The organism is Polaromonas sp. Polasp52, assembly GCF_059491565.1.
The window spans coordinates 2,854,582-2,874,063 of sequence record NZ_CP168513.1; the positions used below are offsets into that span (position 1 = coordinate 2,854,582).

Genomic DNA, 19,482 nt, shown 5'->3' on the forward strand with positions numbered 1-19,482 from the left:
CATGGCAAAGACCGCACCCGCAGCACAAGCTGCTTTGCAGGCCCGCCTGCAAACCCAGTACCGCGAAAAAATCGCCCCCAGCCTGGTTGAAAAATTCGGCTACACCTCGCCGATGCAGGTTCCCCGCATCACCAAGATCACGCTCAACATGGGTGTGAGCGAGGCTGTCGCCGACAAGAAGGTCATGGACAACGCCGTCGGCGACATGACCAAGATCGCCGGCCAGAAGCCCGTCGTGACCAAGGCCAAGAAGGCTATCGCCGGTTTCAAGATCCGCGAAGACCTGCCCATCGGCTGCATGGTGACCCTGCGCGGCGTGAAGATGTATGAGTTCCTCGATCGTTTCGTCACCGTGGCTCTGCCTCGCGTGCGCGACTTCCGCGGTATTTCCGGCCGGGCCTTCGACGGCCGCGGAAACTACAACATCGGCGTGAAAGAGCAGATCATTTTCCCTGAGATCGAGTACGACAAGGTTGACGCCCTGCGCGGTCTCAATATCAGCATCACCACCACGGCAAAGACCGATGAAGAGTGCAAGGCGCTCCTCACCGCTTTCCGTTTTCCGTTCAAGAACTGAGGCGGGACATGGCAAAACAAGCTTTACTGCAACGTGAACTGAAGCGCGAGAAACTCGCCGCCAAGTTCGCCAAAAAATACGCTGAACTCAAGGCTGCGTCCAACGACGCCAAGCGCTCCGATGAAGAGCGCGCCCTGGCTCGCCTTGAGCTGCAAAAGTTGCCCCGCAACGCCAACCCGACTCGCCAGCGCAACCGCTGCGAGATCACGGGTCGCCCGCGCGGTACGTTCCGTCAATTCGGCCTGGCTCGCGCCAAGATTCGCGAGTTGGCTTTTGCTGGTGATATCCCTGGTATCACCAAGGCAAGCTGGTAAGCATAGGAGAACCGCAAAATGAGCATGAGTGATCCTATCGCCGACATGTTGACCCGCATCCGCAATGCACAAATGGTTGAAAAAGCCGTTGTGCTGGTGCCGTCGTCGAAAGTCAAAGTTGCCATCGCGCAGGTGCTGAAGGATGAGGGCTACATCGATGGCTTCTCCGTCAAGACCGACGACGGCAAGTCCCAGCTGGAAATCGCCCTGAAGTATTACGCAGGCCGCCCCGTGATTGAGCGCATCGAGCGCGTCAGCCGCCCCGGTCTCCGCGTCTACAAAGGCCATGGCGCCATCCCCCAGGTCATGAACGGCCTTGGTGTGGCAATTGTCACGACCCCGAAAGGCGTCATGACCGATCGTAAAGCCCGCGCTACCGGTATCGGTGGTGAAGTGCTTTGCTACGTGGCCTAACGGCGGCATTGAGGAGAAACTGAAATGTCTCGTGTAGGAAAAATGCCGGTCTCCGTCCCCCAGGGCGTGGACGTGGCCATGAAAGACGACCAGATCAACGTCAAGGGCGCCCTCGGCACCCTGGCGCTGGCCCAGAACGCGCTTGTCACCATCAAGAACGATGCCGGCAAGCTGACCTTTGCGCCGGCCAACGACTCGCGTGAAGCCAACGCCATGAGCGGCACGATGCGCCAGCTCGTGAACAACATGGTGACGGGCGTGACCAAGGGCTTCGAGAAGAAGCTCAGCCTGATCGGCGTGGGTTACAAAGCCCAGGCCCAAGGCGCCAAGCTGAACCTGACGGTGGGTTACTCCCATCCGGTGGTGATGGACATGCCGGCCGGTATCAAGGTCGAAACGCCCACCCCGACCGAAGTCGTGATCAAGGGTTCCGATCGCCAGCGTGTGGGACAGATCGCCGCCGAAGTGCGCGCCGTCCGTCCTCCCGAGCCTTACAAGGGCAAGGGCATCCGTTATGCGGATGAGAAAATCACGATCAAAGAAACCAAGAAGAAATAAGGAGCTGCATCATGTTGACCAAAAAAGAGCAGCGCCTTCGTCGTTCACGCCAGACCCGCATCCGCATTGCCACGCAAGGCGTTGCCCGTCTGACCGTCAACCGCACCAATCTGCACATCTACGCCAGCGTTATCTCTGGCGACGGCACCAAGGTTCTGGCTGCCGCTTCCACCGCGGAAGTCGAAGTGCGCAAGGAAATCGGCGCCTCGGGTAAAGGCGGAAACGTTGCTGCCGCGCAAGCCATTGGCAAGCGCATTGCCGAGAAGGCAAAAGCAGCAGGTGTAGAAAAAGTGGCGTTTGATCGCGCCGGTTTTGCGTACCACGGCCGCGTCAAAGCGCTGGCTGATGCGGCTCGCGAAGCTGGTTTGCAGTTCTAAGCAGACTGGAATTAAGTATGGCTAAGTTTCAAGCAAAATCGAACAACGACGCTCCAGACGATGGTCTGAAGGAAAAAATGATCGCGGTTAACCGCGTGACCAAAGTCGTGAAGGGCGGCCGTATCCTCGGTTTCGCCGCACTCACGGTGGTTGGTGACGGTGACGGCCGCGTCGGCATGGGCAAGGGCAAGTCGAAAGAAGTGCCAGCAGCCGTGCAAAAGGCCATGGAAGAAGCGCGCCGCAACATGACCAAGGTCTCGTTGAAGAACGGTACCCTTCACCACAATGTGTTCGGCCACCACGGTGCGGCCAGCGTCATGATGGCGCCGGCTCCCAAGGGTACCGGCATCATTGCCGGCGGCCCGATGCGCGCTGTTTTTGAAGTCATGGGCATTACCGACATCGTGGCCAAGAGCCATGGTTCGAGCAATCCCTACAACATGGTGCGTGCCACCATGGATGCACTGAACAACTCCACGACCGCCTCGGAAATCGCGGCCAAGCGTGGCAAGTCTGTCGAAGAAATCTTCGGTTAAGGCGGCATTGAAATGACCAAAGAAACCAAACTCAAAGTCCAGCTGGTTCGCAGCCCGATTGGCACCAAGGAATCGCATCGCGCCACCGTGCGCGGTCTGGGCCTGCGTGGCGTCAATAGCGTCAGCGAACTGCAGGACACGCCCGCAGTGCGCGGCATGATCAACAAGATCAGCTATCTGGTCAAGATTGTCTGAGCGGAGACTCATCATGGAATTGAACGGAATCAAGCCTGGCCAAGGCGCCAAACATGCCAAGCGCCGTGTCGGCCGCGGCATCGGCTCCGGCCTGGGCAAAACGTCGGGTCGCGGCCACAAGGGCCAGAAGTCCCGTGCGGGCGGCTACCACAAGGTGGGCTTCGAGGGCGGTCAAATGCCCATGCAGCGTCGCCTGCCCAAGCGCGGCTTCAAGTCGCACCTGCTGAAGTTCAACGCAGAGGTCACCCTCGGCGCGCTGGAGCAGCTCGGCCTGGCCGAAGTGGATCTGCTGGCGCTGAAGACGGCCGGCCTGGTGGGCCAGCTGGCCAAGAACGTCAAGGTCATCAAGACCGGCGAACTGACCAAGGCTGTGAAGCTGAACGGCATTTCCGCCACGGCGGCTGCCAAGGCCGTGATCGAAGCCGCCGGCGGCTCCATCGCTTAAATACCTGACTGGACAAATCAGTGGCAACCAACTCGGCTCAAATTGCGAAAACCGGCAAGTACGGTGACCTGCGCAACAGGCTTGTGTTTTTGCTGCTGGCCCTGGTGGTGTACCGCATTGGCGCGCACATCCCGGTGCCTGGGATAGACCCTGGCCAGCTGAAAGAGCTTTTCAAGGGCCAGCAAGGCGGCATATTGAACCTGTTCAATATGTTCTCGGGTGGTGCCCTGTCGCGATTCACCGTGTTTGCCCTGGGCATCATGCCCTACATCTCGGCCTCGATCATCATGCAACTGATGACCTACGTCGTTCCGACGTTCGAGCAGATGAAAAAAGAGGGTGAAAGCGGCCGCCGCAAGATTACCCAGTACACGCGCTACGGCACGCTGGCCCTGGCTTTGTTCCAGTCCATGGGCATTGCCGTGGCACTGGAAAGCTCGCCGGGTCTGGTGCTGGCGCCTGGTTTCGGGTTCCGCATGACGGCGGTTTTCAGCCTGACGGCCGGCACCATGTTCCTGATGTGGCTGGGTGAGCAGATCACCGAGCGCGGCCTGGGCAACGGTATCTCGATCCTGATCTTTGCGGGTATCGCGGCCGGTTTGCCGAACGCGATGGGCGGTTTGCTGGAGCTGGTGCGTACCGGCGCCATGAGCATTATTGTGGCGATCATCATTGTCCTGGTCGTCGTGCTGGTGACCTATTTCGTGGTGTTCGTTGAACGCGGGCAGCGCAAGATTCTCGTGAATTACGCGCGGCGCCAGGTGGGCAACAAGGTCTACGGCGGCCAGTCGTCGCACTTGCCGCTGAAGCTGAACATGGCGGGCGTGATCCCTCCGATCTTCGCCTCGTCGATCATCCTGTTGCCGGCGACGGTGGTGGGCTGGTTCAGCGCCGGTGACAGCATGCGTTGGCTGAAAGACATCGCCAGCACGCTGACACCCGGCCAGCCGATCTACGTGATGCTGTATGCCAGCGCGATTGTGTTTTTCTGCTTCTTCTACACGGCCCTGGTGTTCAACAGCCGTGAAACGGCGGACAACCTGAAAAAGAGCGGCGCCTTCATTCCCGGCATCCGGCCTGGTGACCAGACGGCGCGCTACATTGACAAAATCCTGGTGCGCTTGACGCTGGCAGGTGCGGTGTACATCACATTCGTGTGTCTGCTGCCGGAGTTTCTGATTTTGAAATACAACGTGCCTTTCTATTTCGGCGGCACGTCGTTGATGATTATTGTCGTGGTGACCATGGATTTCATGGCCCAGGTGCAGAACTACATGATGTCGCAACAGTATGAGTCGTTGCTTAAAAAGGCGAACTTCAAGACGTCACTGGGCGGTTAACTGGGTATTTGATGGGATATGTCTAAAGACGATGTGATCCAGATGCAAGGCGAGGTTGTGGAAAACCTCCCCAATGCAACTTTCAGGGTGAAGCTTGAAAATGGACATGTAGTACTGGGGCACATCTCGGGAAAAATGCGTATGCACTACATCCGCATCCTTCCCGGTGACAAGGTGACGGTTGAATTGACGCCTTACGATTTATCGCGGGCACGCATTGTTTTCCGTGCCAAGTAGGCACAGAGTGAAAGTTTAGGAGTAATAGAAATGAGAGTTTCAGCTTCGGTCAAGAAGATTTGCCGCAACTGCAAGGTTATCCGTCGCAAGGGCGTTGTCCGTGTGATCTGCACGGACCCGCGCCACAAACAGCGTCAAGGCTGATTTCAAGAGTTTTAGAGGACGAACATGGCTCGTATCGCTGGTATCAATATTCCGCCGCAGCAGCACGCCGAAATCGGCTTGACTGCTATCTTTGGCATCGGTCGCACGCGCGCTCGCAAGATTTGCGAAGCATGCGACATCGCCTACGCCAAGAAGGTCAAAGACCTGACCGACGGCGACCTGGAAAAAATCCGTGAGCAGATCGCCCTGTTCACCATCGAAGGTGACTTGCGTCGTGAAACCACGATGAACATCAAGCGCCTGATGGACATCGGCTGCTACCGCGGCTTCCGCCACCGTCGTGGCCTGCCCATGCGCGGCCAGCGCACCCGGACCAACGCCCGCACCCGCAAGGGTCCGCGCAAGGCCGCTGCAGCTTTGAAGAAATAATTGAGAGGTCGTCATGGCAAAATCACCAAGCAATAACGCCGCACAGCGCGTTCGCAAGAAAGTTCGCAAGAACGTGGCCGATGGCATCGCCCACGTGCACGCTTCTTTCAACAACACGATCATCACCATCACGGATCGCCAGGGCAATGCCTTGTCCTGGGCTTCCTCCGGTGGCCAGGGCTTCAAGGGCTCGCGCAAATCCACGCCTTTCGCAGCGCAGGTCGCTTCGGAAGTCGCCGGCCGCGCCGCCATTGAGCAGGGCATCAAGAACCTTGACGTCGAAATCAAGGGTCCTGGTCCCGGCCGTGAATCGTCTGTTCGCGCATTGGGCGCACTGGGCATCCGGATCAATTCCATTGCCGACGTGACCCCGGTTCCGCACAACGGCTGCCGCCCGCAAAAGCGCCGCCGCATTTAATCCCCCGTGCCTGGCTGTCCGGCGGGCGTTATAGCCCGTCAGATACCAGGCATTTTTACCAAGCCCACCGCCGGCAGGTCACGACCTCCGGCTCCTGCATGTAAATGCAGCAGATGAAAAAAGGACACTCAAGTGGCACGTTATCTCGGCCCCAAGGCCAAACTATCCCGCCGTGAAGGCACCGACCTGTTCCTGAAGAGCGCCCGCCGCGCCATCAGCGACAAGGCCAAATTCGACTCCAAGCCGGGCCAGCACGGCCGTACCTCCGGTACCCGTACTTCCGACTTCGGCCTGCAACTGCGCGAAAAGCAAAAAGTCAAGCGCATGTACGGCGTGCTCGAGAAGCAATTCCGCCGCTACTTCGAAGAAGCCGATCGCCGCAAGGGCAACACCGGCGCCAACCTGTTGTTCATCCTGGAATGCCGCCTGGACAACGTGGTGTACCGCATGGGCTTCGGCTCGACCCGCGCTGAAGCACGCCAGCTGGTGTCGCACAAGGCCATCACGGTCAACGGCGGCACGGTCAACATTCCTTCGTACATGGTCAAGACCGGCGACGTTATCGCCGTGCGCGAGAAGTCGAAGAAGCAGACCCGCATCACCGAAGCCCTCGAGCTCGCAAAACAGGTCGGCCTGCCCGCCTGGGTCGATGTGAACGCCGACAAGGGCGAAGGCACCTTCAAGAAGGTTCCTGACCGCGATGAGTTCGCCGCCGACATCAACGAATCGTTGATCGTCGAGTTGTACTCACGCTAATTTTCGTTCCTGCGGCACGGGGCACCGTGCCGCCAGGGTGTGCTTCGCCGGCCTTATCGGTGTAACGAACCGAGGGTATTGAGAGGAAGACTGCATGCAGACCAATTTGTTGAAACCAAAAACCATCAATGTTGAGCAGCTTGGCGCCAACCGCGCCAAGGTGACTCTGGAGCCCTTCGAGCGCGGCTACGGCCACACGCTGGGCAACGCACTGCGCCGCGTACTGTTGTCGTCCATGGTCGGCCACGCCGCCACCGAAGTCACCATCGCGGGTGTCCTGCACGAGTACTCGTCCATCGACGGTGTGCAGGAAGACGTCGTCAACATCCTGTTGAACCTCAAGGGTGTGGTGTTCAAGCTCCACAACCGCGATGAAGTCACGCTGAGCCTGCGCAAGGACGGCGAAGGCCCCGTCACCGCCGCCGACATCCAGACGCCGCACGACGTGGAAATCATCAACCCTGAGCACGTCATCGTGAACCTGTCGCACGGCGGCAAGATCGACATGCAGATCAAGGTTGAAAACGGCCGCGGCTATGTGCCCGGCAACCAGCGCCGCTACGGCGACGAGTCGCCGAAATCCATCGGCCGCATCGTGCTGGACGCCTCGTTCTCGCCCGTCAAGCGCGTGAGCTACACCGTCGAAAGCGCCCGCGTCGAGCAGCGCACCGACCTCGACAAGCTCGTGCTGGAAATCGAAACCAACGGCGCCGTAACTGCTGAAGACGCAGTCCGTGCCTCGGCCAAGATCCTGGTTGAGCAGCTCGCGGTGTTCGCGCAGCTCGAAGGCAATGAACTGGCCGCGTTCGACGCGCCCGTTCAGCGCAGCTCGCAGCAGTTCGACCCCATCCTGCTGCGCCCCGTCGACGAGCTCGAACTCACCGTGCGCTCGGCCAACTGCCTCAAGGCCGAAAACATTTACTACATTGGCGATCTGATCCAGCGCACTGAAAACGAGCTGCTCAAGACCCCCAATCTGGGACGTAAATCCCTCAATGAAATCAAGGAAGTGCTGGCCTCCCGCGGCCTCACCCTCGGCATGCGCCTGGAAAGCTGGCCTCCCGCCGGCCTGGACAAGCGTTAATTAGTTGTTGAACCCACAAGACCCGCCTCAAAGGGGTCTCGCACGGGCAGTACCTGATACGGCTGCCCGGATTTTAAAAAAGGAAATTGATCATGCGCCACGGACACGGACTACGTAAACTCAACCGCACCAGCGAGCACCGCCTCGCCATGCTGCGCAACATGATGAACTCGCTGCTGCAGCACGAAGTCATCAAGACCACTCTGCCCAAGGCCAAGGAATTGCGCCGCGTGGTCGAGCCCATGATCACCCTGGGCAAGGAACCCACCCTGGCCAACAAGCGCCTGGCATTCGACCGCCTGCGCGACCGTGACATGGTCGTCAAGCTGTTCGCTGAAATCGGCCCTCGCTACAAGGCCCGTCCCGGCGGCTACACCCGCATCCTGAAGATGGGTTTCCGCGTTGGCGACAATGCGCCCATGGCCCTGGTCGAACTGGTGGACCGCCCTGAAGTGTCGGAAGACACTACCGCTGACGCGGCCAAGGCAGAGTAAGCTACAATACAGATATACCGCGCGGTGGAGCAGCCTGGTAGCTCGTTGGGCTCATAACCCAAAGGTCGTAAGTTCAAATCTTGCCCGCGCAACCAAACCCAAAACGCCTGCATCATGCAGGCGTTTTGCTTTCCGGCTTGCATTCATCATGCGCGCCGCGACAGGGTCTTCAGCTTTAGTCCGGCACCACCGCCGTAACCTCAATCTCCACCTGCGCGCGGTCCTCGACCAGGCCCGCCACTTCAACGCAGGTCATGGCCGGGAAGTTTTTTCCCATGACTTCTCGGTAGGCGGCGCCCAGTTCCTTGAGCCTGGCCACGTACTCGACGCGGTCCACCACATACCAGGTCATGCGCACCATGTGTTCGGGCCCAGCGCCGCCGGCTTTCAGCACGGCCGCGATGTTTTGCAGCGCCTGTTTGGTCTGCGCGACGAAGTCGTCGCTCTCGAATTCCTGCTTTGCGTTCCAGCCGATCTGGCCGCCGACAAAAAGCAGCGCGCCGCGCGCGAGCATGCCGTTGGCGTAACCCTTGGGTTCGGCCCAGTCAGGGGGTTGAATTTTTTTGATCATGGGGCGGGTCTCCAGGGGATGTTTTTAAATAGGGCAGCAAAGCCTCGCGCAGCGCGTCGGGAATGCGCATGGGCTTGCCGTTGGGAACTTCGGAATACACGATCACGCCGTGGGCCTTGAGCCGGGTGTCGCCGGCCTCGCCGTGGATCTCGTACTGCATGCCTATGCTGGAGCCGCCTATGCGCGTGAGCTCCAGCGTGATGGTGAGCGCGTCGCCGTTGCGGCACATGCCCAGGAATTCGGTCTTGAGGTCCACGATGGGCACACCGACGCCGCTGGCGATCAGCCGGTGCTCGGGAAAGCCGATGTGTTCCAGGAAGTCCTCCTGCACCTCATGCAGCAGGTAAAAAAATTGCGGGTAAAAAACAATGCCGGCCGGGTCGCAGTGGTGAAAGCGCACGCGCTTGGGAACGCTGAATTTCATGGCTGGCGCAGCTTGAAGCGTTGCAGCTTGCCGGTTTCGGTGCGCGGCAGCTTGTCGACGAACTCGACCTGGCGCGGATATTTAAAGGGCGCCAGCGTCGCTTTCACATGGTCCTGCAAGGCCTTGGCCGTGGCGTCACCGGCCGCTTCGCCAGGCTTGAGCACGATAAAGGCCTTCACGATCATGCCGCGCTCCTCGTCGGGCAGGCCCACCACACCGCACTCGGCCACGGCCGGGTGCTTGAGCAGCGCGTCTTCCACCTCGGGGCCGGCCACGTTGTAGCCGGCGGTGATGATCATGTCGTCGGCGCGCGCCTGGTAGAAGAAATAACCGTCGGCGTCCTGCATGAAGGCGTCGCCCGGGTAGTTCCAGCCGTTCTTCACATAGTTGCCCTGGCGCACGTCCTCGAGGTAGCGGCAGCCCGTGGGCCCGACCACGGCCAGCTTGCCTATGGTGCCGCGCGGCACCTCGGCGCCGCTGTCATCCACCACCTTGGCGGTATAACCAGGCACGACCTTGCCGATGGCGCCGCGGCGCACGTCGGCGCCGGCCGCCGAGATAAAGATGTGGAACATCTCGGTCGCGCCTATGCCGTCAATCATTTCGATGCCGGTGGCGTCCTTCCACAGCTGGCGCGTGGCGTCCGGCAGGCTTTCGCCGGCGCTCACGCACAGGCGCAGGCCGGGCACGCCGTGCTGTCTGGCAAAGGGTGCCATCTGCCGGTAAAACGTGGGCGCGGTGTAGCAGACCGTCGCGCCCACCTGTTTGATCAGCTTGACCATGGCCTCCGGCGTGTAGCCTATGGAGGGGTAATACACCGAGGCGCCGGCCCACATCGGGAAAATCAGCATGCCGCCCAGGCCGAAGGTGAAAGCCAGCGGTGGCGAACCGACCACGATGTCGTCGGGCCTGGCCTTGAGCACGTGGCGCGGCCAGGCTTCGCAGGCGGCCAGCACGTCGCGGTGCGTGTGCACCGCGGCCTTGGGCTTGCCCGTGGTGCCCGAGGTAAAAGCCATCAGCGCGATGTCGTCGGCCGATACCGGGCAGGGCTTGAACCGGCCGTCCTTCTGCGCAGACAGCACGGCCAGCGAGCCCGGCGCATCCATCACATTAAAAGGCACGATGGTGGGCAGCGCGGCGCTGGGCGCCTGGGCCGCCTGCAGCTCATCGAGCAGGGTCGCGTCGCACAGGGCCAGCGCGGGCCGGGCTTTTTCGACGATCTCGCCGAGCTCCTTGGCGCGCAGCAGCGGCATGGTCGCCACCGCCACCAGCCCGGCCTGCACCACACCCAGCCAGGCCAGTGCCATGCCTATGGAATTGCCGCCGCGCAGCAGCACGCGGTTGCCGGGCTTGAGGCCGAAGTCCTCGGTCAGCACCTGCGCGATGCGGTTCACGCGCTCCAGGGCTTCGGTATATGTCAGCGTGATCTTGTCCGAGCGCAGCAGCGGCTTGTCGCCGCGGCCCTCGCGAATCGCCTTGTCGAACAGAGACTGCACCAGGTTGGCCTGCGCCGGGATGCGCAGCTCGGGCAGCGCGTATTCCATGCGCGGCAACTGCTCGGGCGCCGGCAGGCGCTCGTGCACAAAACGGTCCGGCTGCGCGGAAGGGGCGGAGGGCGCCGCGGCAAGGCTTTCGAGAGTGTCGGAGACGGAGGTGCTCATGATTGCAATTGGGCCTTTCCAATAATGAGTTGCTGCACTTCGGTCGCGCCTTCATAAATGCGCAGCGAGCGTATGTCGCGGTACAGGCTTTCCACCTTGGTGCCCACCTTCACGCCCAGGCCGCCGTGCATTTGCAGCGCCATGTCGATGACTTTCTGCGCGTTTTCGGTGGCCGCCATCTTGGCCATGGCGGCCTCGGCGGTGATGCGCGCGCCGCTGCCCAGGCGTTCGCTTTCGTCGCGCATCCAGGCGGCGCGGTAGGTCAGCAGCGCGGCCGCGTCGACCAAGGCCGCCATTTCACCGAGCTTGGCCTGGGTCAGCTGGAAGTCGGCCAGGGTCTGGCCGAACATTTTTCGTTCTTTCGAAAAGCGCACCGCCTCGGCCAGCGCGCGGCGCGCCATGCCCAGCGCGGCGGCCGCCACCGAGGCGCGGAAGATGTCCAGCGTCTGCATGGCCAGCTTGAAGCCGCCATGCAGCGCGCCCAGTTGCGCGTCTTTGGGCAGCTTGCAGTGCGCGAACTTCAGCGTGGCCAGCGGGTGCGGCGCCATCACGGCGATGTGCTCGCTGCTGTCCAGGCCCGTGCTGTCCGCATCGACGATAAAGGCCGTGATGCCGCGCGTGCCGGCCTGCGGGTCGGTCTTGGCAAAGGTCACATAAAAATCCGCGATGCCGCCGTTGCTGATCCAGGTCTTGCTGCCGTTCAATGTCCAGCCTTCGCCCGTGTCGGTGGCCGAGGTCGCCATGGCGCCGGCGTCCGAGCCCGCGTCGGGCTCGCTCAGGGCAAAGGCCGCGATTTTTTTGCCGCTGGCCACCAGCGGCAGGTAGGCCGCCTGCTGCGCCGGCGTGCCCGCCAGCGTGATGGCGCCGCTGCCCAGGCCCTGCATCGCGAACGCAAAATCTGCCAAAGGCGAATGAAAGGCCAGGGTCTCGCGCAGGATCACCAGCGCACGCGAGTCCAGTTTCTCCAGCGCGCCGCCCAGCGCGCCATCCCTGCCGGCCGGCACGCAGTAGCGCAGCCAGCCCTGCTGGCCCAACAGGGCCACCCATTCCTTGCAGGCCCTGCGGTCGTCGCTCTCGTCGACCTGCTGCTGAGGCGCCCAGTCGGCCAGGCGCCGGCCCAGCTCGCGGTGAACCTCGTCAAAAAAAGGCAAAGCCAGGTGGGCGGTGCTCGATTTCATGCCTGAATCCTTGTTGTGCTGTGCTCAGTCGCCGCGAAACACCGGTTTTTGTCTGGCCGCGAAGGCCTCGTAGGCGCGCGTGAAGTCCTTGGTCTGCATGCAGATGGCCTGGGCCTGCGCCTCGGCCTCTATGGCCTGGTCCAGCGTCATGGCCCATTCCTGGTGCAGCATGGTCTTGGTCATGCCGTGCGCGAAGGTCGGGCCCTCGGCCAGTTCGCGCGCGAGTTTTTGCGCCTGCGCCAGCAGCTCTTGCGGCTCATGCAGCGCGTTGAAGAAACCCCACTGCAGGCCTTCCTGCGCGCTCATGGCGCGGCCGGTGAACAGCAGCTCCGACGCGCGGCCCTGGCCTATCAGGCGCGGCAGCAGCGCGCAGGCGCCCATGTCGGCGCCGGCCAGGCCCACGCGCGTGAACAAAAACGCCGTCTTGGCCTGGGCCGTGCCCAGGCGCATGTCGGCCGCCAGCGCCATCATGGCGCCCGCGCCGGCGCAGATGCCGTCGATGGCCGCGATGATGGGCTGCGGGCACAGGCGCATGGCCTTGATCAGGTCACCCGTCATGCGCGTGAACTCCAGCAGCTCGGGCATGCTCATCTTGGTGAGCGGCCCGATGATTTCGTGCACGTCGCCGCCCGAGCAGAAATTGCCGCCCGCGCCGGTGATGACCACGGTCTTCACGTCGGTCGCGCTGTTCAGCGTGCGGAACAAATCGCGCAGCTCCGCGTAGGAGTCAAAGGTCAGCGGGTTTTTGCGTTCGGGGCGGTTCAGGGTCAGCGTCGCGACGCCGTCCTCGAACGAATACGCGAAATGCTCCGCCTGGTAGTGAGCCATCGCATCAAAATGCGCGTGCATGGGGTTGGCCAGGCCTATGTAGTGTTTCATGGGGTTTCCAGTTTTGCGTCGGCGAGTTGGTTGTGGTGCTGCTTGACCTTGCCCAGCAGCTTGTGCAGCGATTCGACTTCGCGCGGTGACAAGGCCTCAAAGGCCGAGACGATCCAGGCCTCGTGCTCGGTCGCCATTTCGTCAAAAAGCTTGCGTCCGCGCGATGTCAGGCGCACGCGGTAGGCGCGCCGGTCGCCCTCCACGTCCACGCGCTCGACCAGGCCTTCGGCCACCAGCTGGTCGGTGATGCCGGTGACGTTGCCGCCCGTCACCATCATGCGGCGCGACAGCTCGTTCATCTTCAGGCCCTCGGGGCTGCGCTCGAGCTGCGCCATCAGGTCGAAGCGCGGCAGCGTGGTGTCGAACTGCTCGCGCAGCTGGGTGCGCACCTGTTTTTCCACCAGCTGCGTGCAGGTCAGCATGCGCAGCCAGAGGCGCAATGCCTCGGGGTGTTCGCTGTGGCCTCGTGCTTCCATGTCCATGCGGGTCTCCTTGGTGTATTGGCTTTTGCTTTTTTATTTGCCGGCCGCGGGCTGCGCCGCGAGTGCCTGCTGCTTGGCGATTTCGCGGTACAGCTGGTCGCGCCCGCTCAGGTAGGGCTTGGGCCAGTTCACATGGCGGCTTTGCAGCTTGGCGGCTTCGTGCAGCGTCCAGGCCGGGTCGGCCAGGTGCGGGCGGGCAATCGCGCACAGGTCGGCGCGGCCGGCCGCGATGATGCTGTTGACGTGGTCGACTTCCGAGATCGCGCCCACGGCAATGGTCTGTATGCCCACCTCGTTGCGTATGCGGTCGGCAAACGGCGTCTGGTACATGCGGCCGTACACCGGCTTGGCCGCGCGCGTGGTCTGGCCCGATGACACGTCGATGAAGTCAGCGCCCGCGGCCTTGAACAGGCGCGCGATCGCCACCGCATCGTCGGCCGTATTGCCGCCCGGCGCCCAGTCGTGCGCCGAGATGCGCACACTCATGGGCAGGTGGGCCGGCCACACGGCACGCATGGCGGCAAACACTTCGAGCGGGAAGCGGCAGCGGTTTTCCAGGCTGCCGCCGTATTCGTCGCTGCGCTGGTTGGTCAGCGGCGTGATAAAGCTCGACAGCAAATAGCCGTGCGCGCAATGCAGCTCCAGCCAGTCAAAGCCGGCCTCGGCCGCGTAACGCGTGGACTGCACAAACTCAGCTTTCACGCGGTCCATGTCGGTGCGCGTCATGGCCTGGGGCAGCTGGTTGGTGGGGCCGTAGGCCACGGCACTGGCTGCCAGCAGCGGCCAGTTGCCAGCCGGCAGCGGCTCGTCGGGCGCTTCCCAGCCCACTTGGGTCGAGCCCTTGGGCCCGCTGTGGCCCAGCTGCATGCCGATCTTGGCGCCCGCGCCCGAGGCATGCACAAAATCCACAATGCGCTTGAAGCCCTTGGCCTGCGCCTCGTTCCACAAACCCGGGCAACCCGGCGTGATGCGGCCTTCGGGGCAGGGCGAGGTCATTTCCACAAACACCAGGCCGGCGCCGCCCAGGGCGCGCGCGCCCAGGTGCACCAGGTGAAAGTCCTGCGGCATGCCGTCCACCGCGCTGTAGGTCGCCATGGGCGACACGACGATGCGGTTCTTCAGTGAAAGCTCGCGTACCTTGAGCGGCAGCAGCATGGGCGGCGGCGCATGCGGCGCATTGCTTTTGGCCAGCCACTGCTCATAGCCTTGCAGCCAGGCGGCGTCACGCACGCGCAGGTTTTCATGGCTGATGCGCTGCGAGCGGGTCAGCAGCGAATAAAAGAATTGTTCAGCCTCCATGCCGCTGTATCGGTCCACGTTCTCGAACCACTCGGTGGAGTTGCGCGCCGCGTTCTGGATCTTCAGCACCTCGACGGAACGCAGCGCTTCATAAGCCTGCAGCGCCGCCGTGGCATCGCCGTGCTGGGCGAAGCAGTGGCTCAGCTCAATCGCGTCTTCCAGCGCCAGCTTGGTGCCGCTGCCGATGGAGAAATGCGCGGTATGCGCCGCATCGCCCATCAGCACGATGGGCACCTGCTTGCCGTTGATGGCGGCTTCATGCACCCAGCGCTCGCAGACCACACGCGGGAAACGTATCCAGATCGCCGAGCCGCGCACATGGGTGGCGTTGTTCATCAGCGCGTTGCCGTCCAGGTATTTGGCGAACAGGCGCTCGCAGAAGGCGATGCCGTCCTCCTGGCTCATCTGGTCCAGGCCGTGCGCCTTCCATACCGCCTCGGGCGTCTCGACGATAAAGGTCGAGGTGTTCTCGTCAAACTTGTAGGCATGCGCGGCAAACCAGCCGTGCTCAGTCTGCTCAAACGCGAAGGTGAAGGCGTCAAAGGTCTTGCGTGTGCCCAGCCAGACAAAACGGCAGGCGCGCAGCTCCACGTCGGGCTTGAAGGTGTCCGCGTAGCGGTTGCGGATGCGGCTGTTCAGGCCGTCGCTGGCGACCACCAGGTCGGCGCCGTACTGCGCCGCAATGGCCTGGTCGTCCTGGACGTCGGTTTCAAACACCAGCGACACGCCCAGCGCCATGCAGCGCTCCTGCAGGATGTTGAGCAGGCGCTTGCGGCCTATGCCGCAAAAGCCGTGGCCGCCCGAGCGCACCGAGCGTCCCTTGAAGAAGACCTCCACGTCATCCCAGTGGTTGAAGGCATCGCCTATCAGCTGCGCGCTGACCGGGTCGGCCGCGCGCAGGTTGCCCAGGGTCTGGTCCGACAGCACCACGCCCCAGCCGAAGGTGTCGAAAGGCCGGTTGCGCTCGACCACCGTCACCTGGTGGGCCGGGTTCTGCAGCTTCATCAGCAGGGCGAAATACAAACCTGCGGGACCACCGCCCAGGCAAAGAATGTGCATGAAAGCGTACTCTCTGGATTAATCTTGCCTTAATTGTTTAGGTTTAAAGTAAATCCGTCAAGCAGGGTTTTCCGCCGGTTGGAAAGCAGATGTTTGCCGGGGCGCCTGGCCCCGGCGCGCCAGCCCTCAGGGAGACTGGAAGGCCGCTGCGCGGTAAGTGAGCACCAGCGTGTCGCGGAATCCGGGGCCGGGCTGGTCGTCGGCCGGCAGGATGGGCGTGGTCTCGTGAATCACCCGGGCGTCGTCCAGCAGTAGCGCCGTGAGCGGCTCCCGCATCACAAAACGCACGCCGTGCGGGCCGTTGGCGTCAAACACCCGGGTTTCGCCGCCCTTCACGCCGTGGCGGCCCACCATCATCACCACCACAAAGTCCACGCCGTCGCGGTGTGCGCCCTCGGGCGTGGGGCGGCCCACGCCGCCGGCCGTGTCGATGCGGAACTGGTGCGCCTCGACGTGCCAGCGCTGGGCCGGCTGCACCTGGGCAAACAGCCGGCCCAGGCCGGCGATCAAGTTTGTCCAGGCCGCGGCCGTGGCCCCGGCCGGCTCCACCGGCTCGAACCAGCGCTCAAAGCCGCCGTGCAGCGCGTTGTAGTCCGTCGGCTGCCAGTGGGCGCGGTGCGGCGTTTGCACCAGCGTGCCCGTGGCAAGCTCCTGCACAAAACACGAGTGCCGGCGCTTGCGGTAATGCCCGCCGTCCTTCAGGTGGGCGTCGGGCGGCAGCCGGTCCCAGGAGGGCACCAGGGCATTCCAGGCCGGCGCCCAGGCATCGCCCAGCTCCAGCGTGGCCGTCAGTTCGGCCGGGTTCAGCAGGCTCAGGCCGTCCTGGCTGAGCGCCTGGCGGGCCGACTTGGGGACAGTGGCGATATTGAACATAGGCTGCTATTTTGCTTGAGCCCGGCGGGCTGCCCGGCCCCCGCCGGCGGAAACCCCTTGGCGGCTAAAAAGGTGAAACTTACCTACACGCAGGCCGCTCAAACCTTTCCATAATGGTCTGTCTGCACAACCTGAGGAGCCATCCATGCTTTACAAATTCAAATCCAAAGACGCCGGCGATGTGATCATGCTCGAAGCCAACGGCCGCAAGGTCCTCGAAATCATCGGCAAGGACCCCGCCCCCAAAGGCATCATCCTGCCCGAGCAGATGCCCGCCGCCATCGCCGCCCTGAAGGAAGCCATCGCGCACGAGGAAGCCCACGACGCCAATGCCGAAGACGGCGTGGTCCCCGGCGACGGCCTGGGCCTGCGCCAGCGCGCCGTGCCCTTTATTGACATGCTGCAGCGCAACCTCAAGGCGGGGCATGAGGTGGTTTGGGGGGTGTAGGCGCTCCCGGCCGCTGGGGCGGCCTGACTCTCTTTATATAGGTAGGAATAAAAAAAGCCCTGGTGACAGGGCTTTTTTAATGGGGCGCCTTAGGACTTAGAAATCGCTCACGCCCAGCCGCTTCAAGGCATCCTTGGCAGGCTCCAGGCCCTGCAGCGCCGCTTTTTTGTGCCACTCGATTGAGGCTGATTTTTGAGACTTAGAGCAGATGGCAGAAGCTTATAAAGGCTCCCATTTGATACCGCGTAAAGATACTATGCGGTCTCGGATGAAGTCCTCATACAGAGTACCCACCTTTTCTTTCGCAATAGTCTCGGCTATCTTCCGGCGAGCAACCATGTCTGGAGTTCCCCCGCGTAGCTGTTCGATCAGCTCCTGTGCACGAACTCGAAACGAATCGCGCGGTAGTTTGGCTATGTCTGCAGCAGTGACTCGTTGAGGTGCATGCTCATAATCGACCATTGATTGCTTTCGCTGTGTCGCGATCTCCTGAGTAATCTTGAGCAGCGCGGCGTCAAAGATCTTCCGATCATCAGCTTTAAGATCTTTTAGGGCACTTACTTTATTCGCAAGCGCTAGTAGGCAGCTCGAGACGTCAATCTGAAAAATTAGCTCGGCTCGTGTTTTCTTCGGAGTTTCGTCTAAATTCATTCCCCGCTCGACAAACAATCCTCCGCATGAAGGCATCGCCGCTATGTGGAACTCCCTAATCGCATATGCACGCAGTTTTGCATACGACGTTTCTAGCGATTTGTTAAGAGTGCCAAGTTCAATCTCCTTCTTGGCAATCGCCTCCTCAAGCACAGCCTTTTGATAAAGAGGCAGCACCGTGAAATAGGAAATGCCGAGCGTGAATAGGAACAGGCCAAATTGTGCAACGTGGCTAAGTCGTTGCAGCCACACGTCCGCCCAATGCTTCTCCAGTCTGGCCGCGTGTAGGCTATGTTGATTTAAGCGAACCTGCGCTGCGCGCCTGATTTTGGATCTAAGCATTTCGCTCCTCATCCGTACGCGGGTTGTGAAACGTCTTGACGCTGAGTTATGGCGATTAGTTTATATCGCCCAATGTCGTTGACATTCTCATCGCCAACAATAGAGCCCCAATCTGAGCGCGGCCCTTGATTGGCTCGCCCCCACTGAACAACGGCAAACGCTGGTGGCTGCAAGCGGTAAGCTTGATTAGTGACTAGCGTGTGATGAAAAGGTTGATGCCGGATTCCCCGCGATTTCAGAGCTGCTCTTCGAGTAAGTCCTGTTTAGGAGTAAGACTGAAAGCTCTTGGAGAGTATTTGAAACCGTCCAATATGACTGGTTTCATCGTTGGTACTACGGTTTAGGTTGTCATACGTAGTTAAATCTGCATTGACTTTGGCGGCAGATCCTCCAATCGCAGCTGTCTGCCGATTCATTTTTCGTGACTCTTCGAACCAGTTAAGAAATGGGCGCACTGTGGCGTGCTGTTTTGGTTGAAGTGACCTAACAAACCAGTAGTAAACCGGAACCGTACCTGCGGACCCTAGTAGCCGGTCCCTCGGTAAGAATATCTCTGTCATCAGCTCTAAAGTATCCATCACACGCCTGGCTGACAACTCTAACTTGGCTCTGTTCTTTGCCGCGGTCTTGACAAACTGATCCATATTCGTTTTCTTGGTGCTTGTAAGTCCTTCAAGGAATTCAAACATAACCAGTTTTGCTGCGGTGTTTAAATCCTGGCCCCGTTGCACTGCAAATGCAGCATAGTCTGTAAAGAACTCATGTCCAGCGATGCGTCGGAACATTGCAGGTGCCGGGCCGCTCATGGCATTCCGAATCTCTGCACCAGTGAGCGGTTTGTTCCGATTGAGTCGAACAAATAGTTCATTTATCGGTTCCTCCGATGTCGCAACCACGCTCATTACAGACAAGTTGTATGTGTCAAATATTTCGGCAATTTCGCCAAAATTCTGAACTAAATCCTTGTATCCCAATCCCGCAAGTTTGAGCGACGGGTCGGGTCTGTAAACGAAATCTTCGTTCAGTGTGATGGTTCCGTCGTAGAAGTCAAAAAGCGCTTCGAGCCGTTGTTTGCCGTCGATGATTGCATAAGGTAATTTTTTCTTATTCAGCGTTGAGTCGCCCCAGCTGAAATCGGCCATATATAGCTTTGGAACATCAAACCCATTGATGATTGAATCAATCAAGTACGCCTTGTCAGTCGAGGACCACAGTCGCCCCCTCCGTTGATAAGGCGGTGACATATCAATCTTTGATCTACGCGCCTTCCACCAAGACAGAGTCTTCGCTTCAAATGGAGCAACCTTAAATACATCCTTGAGTTTCGTTGCCATAC

At 61.0% G+C, this 19,482-nt stretch carries 27 protein-coding genes and 1 tRNA gene; 18 read left to right on the forward strand and 10 right to left on the reverse strand.

Annotation, left to right across the window (positions count from 1 at the left end; genetic code table 11):
• Nucleotide 1: 1 nt before the first annotated feature.
• The 17 genes from rplE to ACEN9P_RS13425 all read left to right on the forward strand — a co-directional run bounded on the left by rplE (nucleotide 2) and on the right by ACEN9P_RS13425 (nucleotide 8,374).
• Nucleotides 2-577, forward strand: a complete 576-nt coding sequence (gene rplE / locus ACEN9P_RS13345; RefSeq protein WP_413326983.1) for a 50S ribosomal protein L5 — start codon at nucleotides 2-4, stop codon at nucleotides 575-577.
• 8 nt (nucleotides 578-585) lie between these two features.
• On the forward strand, nucleotides 586-891 hold the full coding sequence (gene rpsN / locus ACEN9P_RS13350) for a 30S ribosomal protein S14 (protein WP_007869264.1): 306 nt from the start codon (nucleotides 586-588) through the stop codon (nucleotides 889-891).
• Between the two features lie 18 nt (nucleotides 892-909).
• A complete protein-coding gene (gene rpsH, locus ACEN9P_RS13355; protein ID WP_477661526.1) occupies nucleotides 910-1,305 on the forward strand; it encodes a 30S ribosomal protein S8 in 396 nt (131 codons plus the stop codon).
• Nucleotides 1,306-1,329: 24 nt separating this feature from the next.
• Complete coding sequence (rplF, locus tag ACEN9P_RS13360; protein WP_007869269.1) at nucleotides 1,330-1,863, forward strand: 50S ribosomal protein L6; 534 nt, start codon at nucleotides 1,330-1,332, stop codon at nucleotides 1,861-1,863.
• An 11-nt stretch (nucleotides 1,864-1,874) separates the two neighbouring features.
• On the forward strand, nucleotides 1,875-2,240 hold the full coding sequence (gene rplR, locus ACEN9P_RS13365) for a 50S ribosomal protein L18 (RefSeq protein WP_007869273.1): 366 nt from the start codon (nucleotides 1,875-1,877) through the stop codon (nucleotides 2,238-2,240).
• 17 nt (nucleotides 2,241-2,257) lie between these two features.
• Complete coding sequence (rpsE, locus tag ACEN9P_RS13370) at nucleotides 2,258-2,776, forward strand: 30S ribosomal protein S5 (protein ID WP_036838811.1); 519 nt, start codon at nucleotides 2,258-2,260, stop codon at nucleotides 2,774-2,776.
• 12 nt (nucleotides 2,777-2,788) lie between these two features.
• Nucleotides 2,789-2,971 (forward strand): 50S ribosomal protein L30, encoded by a 183-nt coding sequence (gene rpmD / locus ACEN9P_RS13375; protein WP_007869277.1) that lies wholly within the window; start codon nucleotides 2,789-2,791, stop codon nucleotides 2,969-2,971.
• A gap of 13 nt (nucleotides 2,972-2,984) precedes the next feature.
• Nucleotides 2,985-3,416, forward strand: a complete 432-nt coding sequence (rplO, locus tag ACEN9P_RS13380; protein ID WP_007869279.1) for a 50S ribosomal protein L15 — start codon at nucleotides 2,985-2,987, stop codon at nucleotides 3,414-3,416.
• Nucleotides 3,417-3,436: 20 nt separating this feature from the next.
• A complete protein-coding gene (gene secY / locus ACEN9P_RS13385; RefSeq protein ID WP_495619522.1) occupies nucleotides 3,437-4,756 on the forward strand; it encodes a preprotein translocase subunit SecY in 1,320 nt (439 codons plus the stop codon).
• A gap of 18 nt (nucleotides 4,757-4,774) precedes the next feature.
• Nucleotides 4,775-4,993 (forward strand): translation initiation factor IF-1, encoded by a 219-nt coding sequence (gene infA / locus ACEN9P_RS13390; RefSeq protein WP_007869286.1) that lies wholly within the window; start codon nucleotides 4,775-4,777, stop codon nucleotides 4,991-4,993.
• 30 nt (nucleotides 4,994-5,023) lie between these two features.
• Nucleotides 5,024-5,137 (forward strand): 50S ribosomal protein L36, encoded by a 114-nt coding sequence (rpmJ, locus tag ACEN9P_RS13395; RefSeq protein WP_028820150.1) that lies wholly within the window; start codon nucleotides 5,024-5,026, stop codon nucleotides 5,135-5,137.
• 24 nt (nucleotides 5,138-5,161) lie between these two features.
• On the forward strand, nucleotides 5,162-5,527 hold the full coding sequence (rpsM, locus tag ACEN9P_RS13400) for a 30S ribosomal protein S13 (RefSeq protein WP_074579313.1): 366 nt from the start codon (nucleotides 5,162-5,164) through the stop codon (nucleotides 5,525-5,527).
• A 13-nt stretch (nucleotides 5,528-5,540) separates the two neighbouring features.
• On the forward strand, nucleotides 5,541-5,945 hold the full coding sequence (gene rpsK / locus ACEN9P_RS13405; protein WP_007869288.1) for a 30S ribosomal protein S11: 405 nt from the start codon (nucleotides 5,541-5,543) through the stop codon (nucleotides 5,943-5,945).
• Nucleotides 5,946-6,077: 132 nt separating this feature from the next.
• Nucleotides 6,078-6,701, forward strand: a complete 624-nt coding sequence (gene rpsD, locus ACEN9P_RS13410; RefSeq protein WP_007869291.1) for a 30S ribosomal protein S4 — start codon at nucleotides 6,078-6,080, stop codon at nucleotides 6,699-6,701.
• 94 nt (nucleotides 6,702-6,795) lie between these two features.
• On the forward strand, nucleotides 6,796-7,785 hold the full coding sequence (locus ACEN9P_RS13415) for a DNA-directed RNA polymerase subunit alpha (protein WP_007869294.1): 990 nt from the start codon (nucleotides 6,796-6,798) through the stop codon (nucleotides 7,783-7,785).
• A 92-nt stretch (nucleotides 7,786-7,877) separates the two neighbouring features.
• Entirely contained in the window at nucleotides 7,878-8,279 is a 402-nt protein-coding gene (gene rplQ, locus ACEN9P_RS13420) for a 50S ribosomal protein L17 (protein WP_007869297.1), read from the forward strand.
• 18 nt (nucleotides 8,280-8,297) lie between these two features.
• Nucleotides 8,298-8,374 (forward strand) — tRNA-Met (locus ACEN9P_RS13425).
• 80 nt (nucleotides 8,375-8,454) lie between these two features.
• Here ACEN9P_RS13425 and ACEN9P_RS13430 read toward each other — a convergent pair.
• From ACEN9P_RS13430 to ACEN9P_RS13465, 8 genes are all read right to left on the reverse strand, one after another.
• A complete protein-coding gene (locus ACEN9P_RS13430; RefSeq protein ID WP_074579335.1) occupies nucleotides 8,455-8,850 on the reverse strand; it encodes a RidA family protein in 396 nt (131 codons plus the stop codon).
• The gene (locus ACEN9P_RS13435; RefSeq protein WP_495619523.1) at nucleotides 8,825-9,274 is read right to left on the reverse strand and encodes an acyl-CoA thioesterase; all 450 of its coding nucleotides are present in this window, start codon (nucleotides 9,272-9,274) and stop codon (nucleotides 8,825-8,827) included. Before ACEN9P_RS13435 ends, ACEN9P_RS13430 begins: the two co-directional genes overlap by 26 nt.
• Nucleotides 9,271-10,935 carry a benzoate-CoA ligase family protein gene (locus tag ACEN9P_RS13440; RefSeq protein ID WP_495619524.1) on the reverse strand — a complete coding sequence of 555 codons (1,665 nt, stop codon included), beginning with the start codon at nucleotides 10,933-10,935 and terminating at the stop codon, nucleotides 9,271-9,273. Before ACEN9P_RS13440 ends, ACEN9P_RS13435 begins: the two co-directional genes overlap by 4 nt.
• Complete coding sequence (locus ACEN9P_RS13445) at nucleotides 10,932-12,113, reverse strand: acyl-CoA dehydrogenase family protein (RefSeq protein ID WP_495619525.1); 1,182 nt, start codon at nucleotides 12,111-12,113, stop codon at nucleotides 10,932-10,934. The genes ACEN9P_RS13440 and ACEN9P_RS13445 overlap by 4 nt, the downstream gene beginning before the upstream one ends.
• Before the next feature lie 24 nt (nucleotides 12,114-12,137).
• Nucleotides 12,138-12,992, reverse strand: coding sequence for an enoyl-CoA hydratase family protein (locus tag ACEN9P_RS13450; RefSeq protein WP_495619526.1), 855 nt, complete (start codon nucleotides 12,990-12,992; stop codon nucleotides 12,138-12,140).
• A complete protein-coding gene (locus ACEN9P_RS13455; RefSeq protein WP_495619527.1) occupies nucleotides 12,989-13,474 on the reverse strand; it encodes a MarR family winged helix-turn-helix transcriptional regulator in 486 nt (161 codons plus the stop codon). The genes ACEN9P_RS13450 and ACEN9P_RS13455 overlap by 4 nt, the downstream gene beginning before the upstream one ends.
• A gap of 33 nt (nucleotides 13,475-13,507) precedes the next feature.
• A complete protein-coding gene (locus tag ACEN9P_RS13460) occupies nucleotides 13,508-15,832 on the reverse strand; it encodes a bifunctional salicylyl-CoA 5-hydroxylase/oxidoreductase (RefSeq protein ID WP_495619528.1) in 2,325 nt (774 codons plus the stop codon).
• A gap of 126 nt (nucleotides 15,833-15,958) precedes the next feature.
• On the reverse strand, nucleotides 15,959-16,705 hold the full coding sequence (locus tag ACEN9P_RS13465; RefSeq protein ID WP_495619529.1) for a 2OG-Fe dioxygenase family protein: 747 nt from the start codon (nucleotides 16,703-16,705) through the stop codon (nucleotides 15,959-15,961).
• Between the two features lie 145 nt (nucleotides 16,706-16,850).
• On the opposite strand from ACEN9P_RS13465, the gene ACEN9P_RS13470 reads away from it, so the two are divergent.
• Complete coding sequence (locus ACEN9P_RS13470) at nucleotides 16,851-17,153, forward strand: DUF1840 domain-containing protein (protein ID WP_074579319.1); 303 nt, start codon at nucleotides 16,851-16,853, stop codon at nucleotides 17,151-17,153.
• A gap of 219 nt (nucleotides 17,154-17,372) precedes the next feature.
• Here the strand turns inward: ACEN9P_RS13470 and ACEN9P_RS13475 are convergent, their stop codons facing one another.
• Nucleotides 17,373-18,146: a hypothetical protein gene (locus ACEN9P_RS13475; protein ID WP_495619530.1), complete on the reverse strand. Its 774-nt coding sequence runs from the start codon at nucleotides 18,144-18,146 to the stop codon at nucleotides 17,373-17,375.
• A 263-nt stretch (nucleotides 18,147-18,409) separates the two neighbouring features.
• The gene (locus tag ACEN9P_RS13480) at nucleotides 18,410-19,480 is read right to left on the reverse strand and encodes a DUF262 domain-containing protein (protein ID WP_495619531.1); all 1,071 of its coding nucleotides are present in this window, start codon (nucleotides 19,478-19,480) and stop codon (nucleotides 18,410-18,412) included.
• Nucleotides 19,481-19,482: the final 2 nt, after the last annotated feature.

What these genes read in the sequence shown, in the direction of transcription:
- rpsN (WP_007869264.1), top strand. Translation starts at nt 586, where the DNA reads ATGGCAAAACAAGCTTTACTGCAACGTGAACTGAAGCGCGAGAAACTC.
- ACEN9P_RS13440 (WP_495619524.1), bottom strand. Translation starts at nt 10,935, where the DNA reads ATGAGCACCTCCGTCTCCGACACTCTCGAAAGCCTTGCCGCGGCGCCC.
- rpsM (WP_074579313.1), top strand. Translation starts at nt 5,162, where the DNA reads ATGGCTCGTATCGCTGGTATCAATATTCCGCCGCAGCAGCACGCCGAA.
- rplF (WP_007869269.1), top strand. Translation starts at nt 1,330, where the DNA reads ATGTCTCGTGTAGGAAAAATGCCGGTCTCCGTCCCCCAGGGCGTGGAC.
- rplQ (WP_007869297.1), top strand. Translation starts at nt 7,878, where the DNA reads ATGCGCCACGGACACGGACTACGTAAACTCAACCGCACCAGCGAGCAC.
- ACEN9P_RS13475 (WP_495619530.1), bottom strand. Translation starts at nt 18,146, where the DNA reads ATGCTTAGATCCAAAATCAGGCGCGCAGCGCAGGTTCGCTTAAATCAA.
- ACEN9P_RS13415 (WP_007869294.1), top strand. Translation starts at nt 6,796, where the DNA reads ATGCAGACCAATTTGTTGAAACCAAAAACCATCAATGTTGAGCAGCTT.
- rplE (WP_413326983.1), top strand. Translation starts at nt 2, where the DNA reads ATGGCAAAGACCGCACCCGCAGCACAAGCTGCTTTGCAGGCCCGCCTG.
- ACEN9P_RS13435 (WP_495619523.1), bottom strand. Translation starts at nt 9,274, where the DNA reads ATGAAATTCAGCGTTCCCAAGCGCGTGCGCTTTCACCACTGCGACCCG.
- ACEN9P_RS13445 (WP_495619525.1), bottom strand. Translation starts at nt 12,113, where the DNA reads ATGAAATCGAGCACCGCCCACCTGGCTTTGCCTTTTTTTGACGAGGTT.
- rpsH (WP_477661526.1), top strand. Translation starts at nt 910, where the DNA reads ATGAGCATGAGTGATCCTATCGCCGACATGTTGACCCGCATCCGCAAT.
- ACEN9P_RS13470 (WP_074579319.1), top strand. Translation starts at nt 16,851, where the DNA reads ATGCTTTACAAATTCAAATCCAAAGACGCCGGCGATGTGATCATGCTC.
- ACEN9P_RS13430 (WP_074579335.1), bottom strand. Translation starts at nt 8,850, where the DNA reads ATGATCAAAAAAATTCAACCCCCTGACTGGGCCGAACCCAAGGGTTAC.
- infA (WP_007869286.1), top strand. Translation starts at nt 4,775, where the DNA reads ATGTCTAAAGACGATGTGATCCAGATGCAAGGCGAGGTTGTGGAAAAC.
- ACEN9P_RS13460 (WP_495619528.1), bottom strand. Translation starts at nt 15,832, where the DNA reads ATGCACATTCTTTGCCTGGGCGGTGGTCCCGCAGGTTTGTATTTCGCC.
- ACEN9P_RS13455 (WP_495619527.1), bottom strand. Translation starts at nt 13,474, where the DNA reads ATGGACATGGAAGCACGAGGCCACAGCGAACACCCCGAGGCATTGCGC.
- rpmJ (WP_028820150.1), top strand. Translation starts at nt 5,024, where the DNA reads ATGAGAGTTTCAGCTTCGGTCAAGAAGATTTGCCGCAACTGCAAGGTT.
- rplR (WP_007869273.1), top strand. Translation starts at nt 1,875, where the DNA reads ATGTTGACCAAAAAAGAGCAGCGCCTTCGTCGTTCACGCCAGACCCGC.
- ACEN9P_RS13465 (WP_495619529.1), bottom strand. Translation starts at nt 16,705, where the DNA reads ATGTTCAATATCGCCACTGTCCCCAAGTCGGCCCGCCAGGCGCTCAGC.
- rpsK (WP_007869288.1), top strand. Translation starts at nt 5,541, where the DNA reads ATGGCAAAATCACCAAGCAATAACGCCGCACAGCGCGTTCGCAAGAAA.
- ACEN9P_RS13480 (WP_495619531.1), bottom strand. Translation starts at nt 19,480, where the DNA reads ATGGCAACGAAACTCAAGGATGTATTTAAGGTTGCTCCATTTGAAGCG.
- rplO (WP_007869279.1), top strand. Translation starts at nt 2,985, where the DNA reads ATGGAATTGAACGGAATCAAGCCTGGCCAAGGCGCCAAACATGCCAAG.
- ACEN9P_RS13450 (WP_495619526.1), bottom strand. Translation starts at nt 12,992, where the DNA reads ATGAAACACTACATAGGCCTGGCCAACCCCATGCACGCGCATTTTGAT.
- rpmD (WP_007869277.1), top strand. Translation starts at nt 2,789, where the DNA reads ATGACCAAAGAAACCAAACTCAAAGTCCAGCTGGTTCGCAGCCCGATT.
- rpsE (WP_036838811.1), top strand. Translation starts at nt 2,258, where the DNA reads ATGGCTAAGTTTCAAGCAAAATCGAACAACGACGCTCCAGACGATGGT.